This is a genomic window from Enterococcus sp. C74 (genome assembly GCF_040887125.1).
GTDB lineage: Bacteria > Bacillota > Bacilli > Lactobacillales > Enterococcaceae > Enterococcus_B > Enterococcus_B hirae.
Genome location: NZ_JBFOFA010000007.1, coordinates 16,090 through 28,320 on the forward strand (window position 1 = coordinate 16,090; position 12,231 = coordinate 28,320).

The 12,231-nt window shown below is 35.9% G+C and carries 9 protein-coding genes; 8 read left to right on the forward strand and 1 reads right to left on the reverse strand.

Features of this window, described 5'->3' with window-relative positions; translation table 11 throughout:
- The first annotated feature begins 19 nt into the window (after positions 1 to 19).
- The 8 genes from AB3H93_RS09840 (at position 20) to AB3H93_RS09875 (ending at position 11,172) form a co-directional block, all read left to right on the forward strand.
- Positions 20 to 1,753, forward strand: a complete 1,734-nt coding sequence (locus AB3H93_RS09840; RefSeq protein WP_368020502.1) for a VirD4-like conjugal transfer protein, CD1115 family — start codon at positions 20 to 22, stop codon at positions 1,751 to 1,753.
- 473 nt (positions 1,754 to 2,226) lie between these two features.
- A complete protein-coding gene (locus tag AB3H93_RS09845) occupies positions 2,227 to 2,457 on the forward strand; it encodes a hypothetical protein (protein ID WP_010720705.1) in 231 nt (76 codons plus the stop codon).
- Between the two features lie 24 nt (positions 2,458 to 2,481).
- Entirely contained in the window at positions 2,482 to 3,306 is an 825-nt protein-coding gene (locus AB3H93_RS09850) for a hypothetical protein (protein WP_010737215.1), read from the forward strand.
- An 11-nt stretch (positions 3,307 to 3,317) separates the two neighbouring features.
- Positions 3,318 to 3,680 carry a PrgI family protein gene (locus tag AB3H93_RS09855; RefSeq protein WP_010737216.1) on the forward strand — a complete coding sequence of 121 codons (363 nt, stop codon included), beginning with the start codon at positions 3,318 to 3,320 and terminating at the stop codon, positions 3,678 to 3,680.
- The gene (locus AB3H93_RS09860; RefSeq protein ID WP_053765982.1) at positions 3,677 to 6,013 is read left to right on the forward strand and encodes a VirB4-like conjugal transfer ATPase, CD1110 family; all 2,337 of its coding nucleotides are present in this window, start codon (positions 3,677 to 3,679) and stop codon (positions 6,011 to 6,013) included. Before AB3H93_RS09855 ends, AB3H93_RS09860 begins: the two co-directional genes overlap by 4 nt.
- A gap of 32 nt (positions 6,014 to 6,045) precedes the next feature.
- Positions 6,046 to 9,099 (forward strand): lysozyme family protein, encoded by a 3,054-nt coding sequence (locus AB3H93_RS09865; protein WP_368020503.1) that lies wholly within the window; start codon positions 6,046 to 6,048, stop codon positions 9,097 to 9,099.
- Between the two features lie 102 nt (positions 9,100 to 9,201).
- Positions 9,202 to 10,086, forward strand: a complete 885-nt coding sequence (locus AB3H93_RS09870) for a hypothetical protein (RefSeq protein WP_010737219.1) — start codon at positions 9,202 to 9,204, stop codon at positions 10,084 to 10,086.
- A gap of 33 nt (positions 10,087 to 10,119) precedes the next feature.
- The gene (locus tag AB3H93_RS09875) at positions 10,120 to 11,172 is read left to right on the forward strand and encodes a hypothetical protein (protein WP_232088541.1); all 1,053 of its coding nucleotides are present in this window, start codon (positions 10,120 to 10,122) and stop codon (positions 11,170 to 11,172) included.
- Between the two features lie 98 nt (positions 11,173 to 11,270).
- On the opposite strand, the gene menA is transcribed toward AB3H93_RS09875, so the two are convergent.
- The gene (menA, locus tag AB3H93_RS09880; protein ID WP_010737221.1) at positions 11,271 to 12,224 is read right to left on the reverse strand and encodes a 1,4-dihydroxy-2-naphthoate polyprenyltransferase; all 954 of its coding nucleotides are present in this window, start codon (positions 12,222 to 12,224) and stop codon (positions 11,271 to 11,273) included.
- Between the last annotated feature and the right edge of the window lie 7 nt (positions 12,225 to 12,231).

Sequence of the window (12,231 nt, forward strand, 5' to 3'; positions counted from 1 at the left end):
GAAAGGGATGAACAACCACTTGAAAAAGTCTCAATATGTTTTATGGGTAGTCCACGTAGTTGTGGTGAGTACATTAATGTATATAGGGAATCGTACATTTTTTTTATTTACGATTGATCAAAATACAACCGTAACATTTGTGGAAAAAATAGCTAGATCTTTTCTTCACGCAGTTGATGAAATAGCTAGTTTTTCCTTCCAATTCTCATTTAACGTAAAGTCATTACTGGGAGGGCTCGCTTTTGTTCTTTCTTATGGATTACTAGTATTATACAAAACGTTTGATGAAAAAAAAGTACGCCCAAATGAAGAATATGGAAGTGCAAAATGGGGGGAATTTCGAGATATCAAACCATTTTTGGCGAAGAAAAAGAGTTTTAATATCATATTGACTAAAACAGAGAGTTTATCCCTGTCAGGACGAATGAAAATTACTGGTAAAGATAATTTTAACCGTAACAAAAATGTCGTTGTGGTTGGAGGAGCCGGTAGTGGTAAGACGCGATTTTATGTAAAACCGAATCTGATGCAAATGCATTCTTCCTATGTAGTCAGTGATTCCAAAGGATTGTTATTGATGGAAACAGGAAAAATGTTTGAGGAAGCGGGTTACAATATCAAAGTCTTTGATTTGATCAATCGGCGTGACACCCATCACTACAATCCATTTAAATACATAAGAACGGAAGACGATATTCTAAAAATCGTAAATAATTTGATTAAAAACACTTCAAATCCTGATAAAAAAGGTGGCGATGATTTCTGGGAAAAGGCAGAGACTGCTTTATTAATGGCAATTTTTAGCTATTTGATCCAAGAAGTCGTTGAAGAAGATCGCACATTAGGAAATGTGATTGAATTGGTACGTCTAGCAGATATTGACGAAAATGTTCCTGGATTCGTCAGTCCTTTAGACGTGCTGTTCAATGAGTTAGAAGAGAAAGATCCAACAAACTTCGCGGTTGCGCAATATAAAATTTTCAAACTATCAGGAGATAAGACGACCAAGAGTATTTTAGTTAGTTTAGGGGTAAGATTGTCTCCGTTTGATATTCCTAGTATCAAAGACTTGGTCTCTAAAGATACATTAGAATTGGACACCATTGGGGATCGGAAAACGATTTTGTACATCTTACTGCCAGATACAGATACCAGTTTTAACTTCTTAGCCAGTATGATGTACCAACAGCTCTTTGATATGCTGGTCTACAAAGCAGATAATATTTATAAAGGACGCTTACCATGTCATGTTCGCTGTATTCTAGATGAATTTGCCAATATTGGTCAAATTCCGGATTTTGAGAAAGTTATTTCGGTTATTCGAAGTCGAGAAATCTCAACAAATGTGATCTTACAAAATATTAGTCAGTTAAAAACGTTGTATAAAGACACTTGGGAAACCATCATCGGTACGAGTGACGTCTTTTTATATTTAGGTGGGATGGAACAAAGTACGCATGAATATATTTCTAAACTTTTAGGTAAAGAAACGATCGAACAAAGAAATATCAGTGTCACTAAAGGCTCAAATGGATCATTCAATGAAAGTTTCCAAAAGTTGGGGCGTAATTTGATGGACCCCGATGAAGTAGCCAGTTTGAAAGGGCAACAATGTATTTTAAAAATACGTGGAGCAAATCCTTTCCTGTCTGAAAAATATGACATTGTTAAACATAAAAACTATAAAAAATTAGGGGATGTGACAGACTCATATATGTATGAACGTAATCTCTCTACACCGTCCACTACGTAACATACATATGTAATTATTAGGAATTTAATCCTTGTCAATGATGCTGAGTGAAACTAGTAGAAGATGATATAAGGACTGTCTGGCACTCGGAAATCATGGTGAATCCAAAAGTGGCTTCTTGTTATTTTGAGCATTTTTGATTTTTCGACTTATTTTCAGGAATCAATTCTTAAGCGCTGTGCATTTATTTGAAAAAAATGAATAGATGTTCCAAGTTTTGTAGATGAATCAATCTATTGTGTCCAAAATAACGAATTTTAAAATTTTTTAGAGTAACTATTCTTCTCAGCTAGTCTGCTTTTTGATAAGGACCTCTTACATATATTGACTAAATTAGTCAATTATAAAATTTGAGAGAGGGAGTTTCTAAAATTTCTCAACTTAGAAATAACTGGCAAACATCGGTTGAAAAATTACCATATACTAAAAGTAGTAACAAATAATAAATAACTCAAAAAAGGGGAAATGTTTAAATGAAAGATGCAGCTTTATTAGAAAAAGTTTTTAGTTTAGTATCAAACTTCACTTTAGTAGGTGGAGGTCTTTGGCTAATTTGGGGAACGGTCATTTTAGCTGGTGCATTAAAAGATAAAAATGGTCCGCAATTACAGCAAGGAATTTGGCAAATTGTCGGTGGTGGATTGATTTTAGTTGCTGCAGGCTGGTTCGCAACTCAATTTGATTTTTCTTCACTTTTACAATAATACACTGAAAGCAGGATTTAATTTATGACATCAGCGATAATGTGGCTCTTTAATCAAATCATGTTTTATTTGAATGGAGATGATTTAAAATACACTCTGAGTAAGAATCTATCAGGATACATGTATGATGCATATAAATTAGTAGTAGATTTACAGGAACTAGTTGTTATTCCGCTTTCATTGTCTATTTTAGCCATCTTTATTCTTTTGGAATTTCAAAAAATTTCACTTAAGGTTGAGGGAGCTGGAGGAGCACCAATGCTTGGGTTTGAAATGATCATCAAATCATTTATTAAATTTGCGATTTGTTATGTGGTTATTTTAAAAATCCAAGTTTTGTTAGACGGAATCATAGTGATTACTTCTAATTTGACGTATAAAATTTTACAAGTAGGTGACGAAAAAACTGTAGCGAATGTAGCAGCAAGAGTAGAACAGGCGGTAAACGATCTAGATTTCTGGTCACAAATCGCTGTGCTATTAATTATGTTCATTCTATTTTTAGTGTCACTTGTTGTACGGACGTTGATTCAGGTAACGATTTATTTACGATTTATGGAGCTTTATATTTTTAGCGCGATGGCACCAATTCCGATGGGGGCTCTACCAAGCCAAGAATTTTCTGCTATGACCAAAGGCTTCTTTAAAAATTTTGCCGCCACGGGGTTGCAGTCAACCTTTATCGCCCTGGTTTTAGTTACATATCCAATGCTATTCATGAGAATAATGGAAGACGTTGGCACCCATATGTTTGGGATTATTTTAGGATTAACGATCTATATGATTGGAATCTTACTAGCTATCAATAAAACTAAAGGATGGGCCAAAACACTAATATCTGCATCATAAGGAGGGGAGATATGGCAATAGAAGTAAAAGTTCCAAAAGATATCAAAGAATACAAAGAAAAAGTAATAGCAGGAATGAATCTAAAACAATTATTGTGTCTTTGTATTGCTGGCGGGGTAAATGTCGCGATCGCACTGATATTCATTGCATGGTTAAAAATGCCAATCGAAATCATCAGTTGGTTGATGATCATTGCCTCTATTCCAATCGTATCTTTTGGATGGTTCAAACGAAATGGCTTATCATTTGAAGTTTATGTTAAGCAATTTTTTAAATACCATATTTCGACAGGAACTAGAAAAAAGAAACGAAAAAAGAATGATGGTCAGCAAGACATGTCAGAAAGTAAAGAATTAGGCGGACAAGAACGATGATGAAATTAAAGTCAAAAATTAAGAATAATCATAAAAATTTAAAGAAGACTTCTAAAAATATAAAGAAACAACAGAAAAAAAATCCACAAGATGTGGATTTTTTGCGCGATACTTTTTACTTTAAAACAATTTTTCCCAGCGGTGTTTGTCAACTGGATGATAATACGTACTCCATCACAGTCGAATTAGAAGATATCAACTATCAGCTTTCATCAGAAGAGAATCAGATTGAGATTTTCTCGCAATATTGTGATTTCCTTAATTCTTTAAGTAGTAAAACCCAGCTACAGTTAACTGTCTACAAAAAGAAACGACCGTTGAGTGAATTGCAATCAATTCTCTACTACCAAGAAAAGAATGATTTTTTAGACCCTTATCGCGTAGAAATGAATGATGTTATTTCCAGAAAACTGGATGAAGAAAAAAATGGCTATAAGAAACGGATTTTGTTTACCTTCATCCAGCAACATCAAACAGAAAAACTTGCTCATAAAGAGCTGGAAATGGTTGTAGATCGCTTTGCAATGTTTGCGAGTCGATTAGGTAGTGGGATCAACCGTCTTGAGAAAAAACAGATGTTGACAATTTTGTCTGATATCTTATTAACAAAAAGCGATAAGGAAGAACCAGAGATTGAGGATATCCTACCAGAAGTGATTGAACTGAAACAAAACAAAAATTACTTGAAAATGGATGATCATTATGCCAAAACTGTCTATTTGCAAGAATATCCATCGGAACTAGCAGATACCTTTATTTTTGAACTGTTAGAAATCCCTCAAGAGTTGGTGATTACATTACATATCAAGCCACTTGAGCAAGATGAAGCATTTGACTTAGTGAAGACCAAATTAGCTTTTATGGAACAACAAAAAGTGGATGAACAGAAAAAAGCCCTACAAAACGGCTACGATTTTGAAATGCTTTCCTATGATTTGACTTATTCGCTAACAGAAGCGAAAAATTTAGTTGATGATTTACAGAACAAGGGTCAAAAGCTTTATTCGATGACTGGAAGTATCCATTTCCATGCCCCAACAGTTGAAAAATTAACAGAAGTACATGACGAGGTATCTTCTATTGGTCGACAATTTGGATTTAAGATCATCGAGTTAGAATTTATGCAAGAGGCTGGGCTGAACGCAACCTTACCTTTAGGAAATAATATATTACCATTGGATCGAACACTAACGACTGCCAGCACTGCGATATTTGTGCCGTTTACTATTTCAGATCTAATTCAAGAAAATGGGAAATATTATGGTGTAAATGCTATTTCAAAGAATATTTTATCTCTTGACCGGAAATTATTAAAAGCACCCAATGGATTTGTTCTAGGAACTCCTGGTTCTGGTAAAAGTTTCTCGGTGAAGCGTGAGATCGTAAATGTACTATTGCGTGATGCCGAAGATGAGGTCATCATTATTGATCCTGAACGTGAGTATTCCGTTATCGGTAAAAATTTTAATGGTGAGATTATCAAGATCGCTAGTGATTCCGCTACCACGATCAATCCAATGGATATCAACGAAAACTATGGAGATGACAGTGACCCGGTTGTTTTAAAGTCGGAGTTTTTGATTTCATTGTTCGACTTGATCATTGGCGGCGCATTGGGGCTAACCTCTACCCAGAAAACGTTGATCGACCGTGTATGTCGTCGAACGTATGAAACGGTTAGCGATCGGATGCCAACTTTTGTAGATTTCTACCACATCTTACAAGAGCAAGAGGAAGAAGAAGCGCACCAATTGAGGACGGACTTGGAAATTTATATCGAAGGAAGTTTGTCAGTATTCTCCTCTGAAACAAATGTCGATATTACCAAACGGCTCGTTGTCTATGATATCAAAGATTTAGGGAAACAGCTCAAAACAATGGGGATGTTGATCGTGTTGGACCAAGTCTGGAATCGGATCACCACCAACCGGGAAAGAGGCGTTCGGACCTGGTTGTATATCGACGAAATGCAATTACTGTTTACAAATGAGTATTCTGAAAATTATTTCTTTGAATTATGGAGTCGTGCCAGAAAGTGGGGGGCAATTCCAACTGGGATTACACAGAATGTGGAGACACTTTTACTTTCGGACCTTGCGCGGCGGATGCTTTCAAATAGTGATTTCGTCATGATGCTCAATCAAGCAAAATCTGACCGTTCACAATTAGTCCGGTTATTTGATATCTCAGAAGAACAAGAAAAATTTGTTGTGAATTCACCAGAAGGTTATGGACTGATGGTATTTGGCGATACAACTTTACCTTTTTATGATCATTTTCCGAAAGATACGCAGTTGTATAAGATGATGTCAACCAAACCTGGTGAAGACTAAAACGAAAATGGAATCAGAAAGGATACGTCACAGTGCCCGATTTGAATGAACCCAATAACGAACAGCAGGAATCACAAAATAGTATTATCAGCACAGGATTAGAAAAAACCAAAGGTCTCATCAAAGACCAAAAAAAAAGTTCAGAACTAACAAAAGCGATTCTTAAAAACAATCAGACAATTAAAGTAACGATAATTGTCCATAGAAATGATAAACTACCAATCATTAAAAAAAAATCTCGTTTAAAAAGAGTTATTAAACAAGGGAAACAAAAGATTAAACTGACTAAGAAACAAATTTCAAAAATAAAACGAGACGTTGAAGAATTTGGAAATAAAACCGTCGTATTAGCTAAAAATAGGTTCCGTAAAGTTTTAGGCATAAAACGCAAAAATGATCAAAAAAAAGTGCGACAGGAATTACGTGCTGATTCAAAAAGTCAGAATAATATCCAGGGAACAAAACAGTCGACAGATCAACCAAAAGTGAATGTGCAAAAGAAACAGCTAAAAAAAGAACAGTTAAAAAAAGTAGCAGAAGAAACAAAAAAAGGCAATTTGGTTGCTCGTTCTTCTAAGGATAGTACCCCTTACAGCTACATTGCTTACAAAGATCAAAAAGGATTTGCACCTCAAGATTCAGTGAAATCCACCAAAAAAAAATGGTACAATATTTTTGGTAAGGGTAAAAACACGGAAGTTGTCTATGTAAATCCTACAAAAGGCGTTGGTAAAAAGGGTGGTTTCTTCAAGAATTTTCTAGGTAAAGCAAAATCAGCGCCAAAATTTTTAGATATGGCTCAAAAGCTGTCACCAAAAGGGCAAGCAAAAGAAGCGGCTATGAAAATGCTTGGTGGGCGAGATGAAAAGGGAGATTTAACGATTATCGGGATCCTCATTACGCTGATTTTTTTAGTGATTACAATCAAGGCGCTATTGATCATCGCGATAGTTATCGTTATACTGGCGATCATTCTCGTGGTAATCTCGGTCGTTTTAGCGATTTGGACTTTTATTGTCGCCTTGTTCACATTGAAAACAGAAGATATGGCGATCGCTGAAGCATTTGAGTATATTTCCTATTTGGATGCCTCTAAAAATAGAGATGTTTATAATCGTTACAATCAATTAGTTGAAGAACATGATGAAGTTTATTTTGAAGTGAATGGAATGGTTGCCGATCCGGAACAATTTTCGTTTGCTTCAAATGGGGATAACTATATCTATTACTTAAATGCCAAATATGAAAATTATAATATTAAAAATAGTGCGCTTCCTAATTATCTGAAACGACTAAAAGACCAAACATCCATGAGTCCTCCATTATATATGTCTTTTTATGCCCAGTTTAAAGATAAGTATTCACCAATGGAGGAAGAGCCAGTTAAGATTGCAAAAGTAGAAGATGAACTTCGCGCAATCCATGATGGCACTTTTACATACAAAGTCGAATTTGAAGAAGATAAAGATACAGAAGAAAAAGTTAAAGACAAAGAAGAAGAAGACAAAGAAGAAAAAGACAAAGACAGCGTCACGCTGAATGTCAAAGTACAAACGATTGCTGAATTTCTTGATTTAGATCCTCAAATCGAACTCTATTCAAACAATAAAGTGATAGGAACGATCTCAGCATTCTCACAAGATGAAATCGATAAATATTATCCTGTGTTAGAAATCGATCGTTTTCAGGATAAGATTTTTATGGATAATCCTTTAGGGAAAGTTTCGTATGCTTCTGTTATTGGTAATTATGGTTATCGCGGTCGGGACGATGCCAATATGAATGATGAAATAATCATTGATGCGAAACCACAAACGCCTGTCTATGCCACATCAAACGAGAAGGTAACAGAGATCAGTACACGTACGGCTCGAGATCTAAATGGGAAAAAGCAAACGACAACAAGTATCAAAACGGAAACAGGGAAATACCAAGCTTATTATATTAATGTGACGCCGATCATACGTGAAGGAGCTTCTTTAGAAAGCGGAGATTTGATTGGTTACACAAGTGACAAATTTGACGGTAATTTATTGATGATCATGAAAGAAAAACGAATCTTCCTCTACCGCAATCCAGAAATCAATCCGACAATTTTTATTGAAAATTTGGTTTATGGAAATCGTACGAAATTAAGTCAGTATGATCGAGAACAATCGCAAGGTGAGCTTATTTATCCACCTGAAAAAGTGGTTCAATGGCGAGAAAAAGTAGTAACAGAAGCAAAAAAACAGAACATTGAATCATTTACCAATGTCATACTATCCATAATCTGGGTAGAAAGTGGTGGGGATGGTGAAACCGTTCCGGATATTATGGGAATTGCTAAAGCACAAAATTTGAATCAAACGATCAACCCAGAAAAGTCAATTGAATTAGGTGTAGCTTATTTTGCAAATTTAATAAGAAAAGCACAAATGTATCAATTAGGTAACTTAGCAGCGATCCAAGCTTACAATTATGGGGAAGACTATTTGGACGAGTTGATCCGTACAGATAGTAAATATACATTTGAGCATAGCAAAGCTTATGCGCAAGAAAGAAGTAATGGGGAAGTTGTTTCTTATAATAAGGGCGTGGCTTTAGATCTTGGCTATAACTGGCGTTACGCATTTGGTGATATGTTCTATGCACGCTTAATTTCTTACAACCTCTCAAACTCTACTGGCAAGTTGGTAGAGGTGGCAACTAAAGAAATCGGTACGTTAAATGGCAATAAATATTGGGAGTGGGCTGGCTATGAGAGCCGAATGGAATGGTCTGCGATCTTTGTTACTTGGGTAGCAGAACAAGCAGGGTATCTCAGTCAAGGTCGTGTACCTAATACTGTAAGACCGTTAGATATGTTCAATTGGTACAAAAAGAATAATAAATTCAAAGCCACTGATATAGGCTACATCCCGCAACCAGGGGATTTGATTTTCTTTGATTGGAAAGGTAATAAAACGGGGAAAGACCAGGTGGGGATCGTTGAATTTACAGGTGGAAATACGATTCAAGTAATTGAAGGTAATTCAGAAAATATGGTTCGAAGAAGAACCTATACACTCGATCATTCAGCAATCTCTGGATATGGGGTGCCTTAATCTTTCGACTAGCTAGTTAATGATTCATCAGTCAATTCGTGAAAAGTAAAGGTGGTGAGTAATTCCTAAAAATAACGAAAATATTTATTTTTAGGAAAAAATATGATCAAAAATTTTTTAGAAACCAAAACAGGTAGAAATTTTTTAATAGGGGTAACAGTTTTTTTCGTTGTGGTCTTGGGTTTGACAAGCTATTCATTGTTCTCAAACACAGCCAATCGGGAAGAGACGACTAAAAAAGGTCAGACAGAAGAAACAGCGGAAAGTAAGGAACGATTAGGAGAATACAGTGCCACTACTTATAGTGGTAAATGGTACTCCAATCGAAGTGACGAAATGGTACTAGAATTAAAAACCGACGGGACCTATCGTGCTTCTTCTTGGCTAGCAGCTGGTAAATATTACTTAGTCGATAACGGGTATTTAGTGCTAGAAGATAAAGAAGGAACCATGAAAAAACTCAAATTACAATCACGTATGGGAAGTACAATCTTTTATTTAAAAGAAGATAAAGAAGAAATCTACTTCTATCCAAATGAAGAAGTTAAAGTCAAAATGGAAGAAGAAATCACCGAACAAGCAGAAGCAGCCCAACAAGTGATTTCACAAGCTTGGTTAGACGTCTTACAACAAGGCGCATGGGAAAATACGAATACCGATCGAACATTTACATTAGAATTTAAAGACGGTAAGTTAATCCAGAAAAAAATCGAAGAAGACAAAACGGTCAATGAGCTCACTTATGATTATCGTGTTGTCACCGTCAACCCAGATCAAGACGGTGCAGTATTTGTCATCACGAAAATCGACGATAACGGTAGAAAAGAAGAAGTTTCTTTCTCTATTGGAGAAAAAGGCTCGAAATATGCCCTAAGAGGCGACCCTGGTTCATTTAATTGGATTACGATATACGAGAAAGAATACGAAGCGGTATCTCCCACTCAAGATGGGACCACACGTGAAGAAGCAACGAAAAAGAATGTCTGATTCAGATGAAAAATAAGAAGGAGGTGATAAAATATGATGGAACCGGGAACGGAAAGAGAACTAGATTATACCGAAAGACTCTTTAAAAAGATGCCAAGATGGGCTGTTACTGCGACACTTTTTATTGGAAGAACGCTAATACGCGTAGGTCGAGCTGGGAAAAAATTATGGAATAAACGGAAAGAGAATCAACAACGAGCTTTTCTTACTCAACTATGTGAAGGAAAAAACGGTAGTGAAATAGAAAAAATAATAAAAGCAGATCCTAAACTAGCTAAATTAATCGAACCGAAAAAGAGAGGGTTGATTGGGCGAATAATTGATAAAGTGAGAGGTATTACGCCAGAAGCTAGGCAAAATAAATGGAAAGATAAACTACTTCAACAACCACTTCATAAATTTGATAAGAACCTATTAAAACCACTCATGAATGAGAATGAGGTCATTCGCGATAAAGTCCTAAGTGAGAACAGATTCTTGGGTTCGATTGATCCAAATGCAAGAAAAGTTTATCAAGCCACTCTAAAAGATACAACTAATCAGAGAGCTTTCGTTACGCAACTATGTGCAGGGAATCCAGCGGTAGTAGAGGCACTAAAAAACCAAAACTCTCCATTACTTAAATTAAACGGTCCGAAAAAAAGAGGCTGGGTTGGGCGAATGATTGATAAAGCGAGAGGTATTACGCCAGAAGCTAGGCAAAGAGAATTGCTCCAACGACCACTAAAAACATTTAATAAGTTAGCATTAGAAGACCTCATAACTAGAGATACTACTAAGGTAATTGAAGATCGAGTCAATAGTCATATCAAATTCAAGAGTTCGATTGATCCAGTTGCAAGAGTAGATTATAAAAATCATTTAATAGATGCAAAGATACAGGCTCAAAATGCTAAAAAGGGAGTGAGCGCACTTGACGTCGGTAATACCATGTCTCGTAAAGGAGAACTAAGTAAGCTTACTGATCTTACGAAACATGCAATACCACAGGCTAAAATACTAACTGCACAAAACCAACGAATAAACGGCGGCAATACACTAACGAAAGGTTTACAGGGACAGCTTTTGCAAGCACCTGTAAGGTAAAAGATTAGCATTCTAAGATAACTTAAAATTAACCCATGAAGTCACAGCTTTTCATTGACTTCATGGGTCTTATTTTTATTTGAAAAATCAATGGATCTCTAAACATAAGACAACAGAATACTGCAAAGTAAGCCCAATGCATAACTACTGTTGAACAAGATCATATTTTTGATGGCATAGCTAAAACTGATGGGGTGAGGCAAGGATTGTTTGAATTGTTGCAAGTTACGATAGATCGTTGGTAATGTGAGAAAAGTCAACAAGATTGGCCACTGGTAGACATGGCTCAATAGTCCAATCAAGACAACTAGATAACAAGCATACATCAATAACTGGAACAACAATTGTCCAATGGGACGCCCAATATAAAAAACTAAAGTATAGCGATGATTTTCGATATCTCTTTCTAAGTCCCGTAGGTTATTAGCTAACATGATATTGGCAATCGTAAAAACCAAGGGGAGTGAAGCTAGGATGATCGTCAGGATACTCCAAATGTTTCCTTCTAAACGGAAGGTTCCTGTCTGAAAAGAAAGAATCAGATCAAATACTTTCGTACTGTAAGTATTGATGTAAATGACCATGGCAAAAATTCCCAACCCCATTGTTACACCGCTGAAAATTTCCCCTAAAGGCATTCGTGATAAGGGAATGGGCCCAAAGGTATAAAAAATGCCAATGAAGCAACAAGTAGCGCCCATCAATAATAATAAAATCCCAGTTCTAGCGGTTAGGATTACACCAATCAGTAAGACAAAGAAAATCATTCCTAGGATCATTTTTTGGATCAGTTTTGGTGAGATGCCAGTTCGTCCAATTACGTTTTCTTGGTATTTATAAGTTTTCGAATGGGCTTTTTGGTAGTCCATATAGTTGTTGATTGCTGTTGTTGCTAAATCAAAAACCAACATACCAATAAAAAACAACCCTGTATTAAGCCAATGTATTTCATGAAAAAAAGCGATAGAGAATAAAACCCCTATCGCAAAAGGAAATACACTAGCCACCTTTGTTCGTAGTTCTACTACTTCTAAAAAGATCTTTAGTGTCATAGTTCAT

Bases quoted from the DNA above. Each gene is read 5' to 3' on its own strand.
- AB3H93_RS09845 (WP_010720705.1), top strand. From the start codon at position 2,227: ATGAAAGATGCAGCTTTATTAGAAAAAGTTTTTAGTTTAGTATCAAAC.
- AB3H93_RS09850 (WP_010737215.1), top strand. From the start codon at position 2,482: ATGACATCAGCGATAATGTGGCTCTTTAATCAAATCATGTTTTATTTG.
- AB3H93_RS09855 (WP_010737216.1), top strand. From the start codon at position 3,318: ATGGCAATAGAAGTAAAAGTTCCAAAAGATATCAAAGAATACAAAGAA.
- AB3H93_RS09860 (WP_053765982.1), top strand. From the start codon at position 3,677: ATGATGAAATTAAAGTCAAAAATTAAGAATAATCATAAAAATTTAAAG.
- AB3H93_RS09870 (WP_010737219.1), top strand. From the start codon at position 9,202: ATGATCAAAAATTTTTTAGAAACCAAAACAGGTAGAAATTTTTTAATA.
- AB3H93_RS09875 (WP_232088541.1), top strand. From the start codon at position 10,120: ATGATGGAACCGGGAACGGAAAGAGAACTAGATTATACCGAAAGACTC.
- menA (WP_010737221.1), bottom strand. From the start codon at position 12,224: ATGACACTAAAGATCTTTTTAGAAGTAGTAGAACTACGAACAAAGGTG.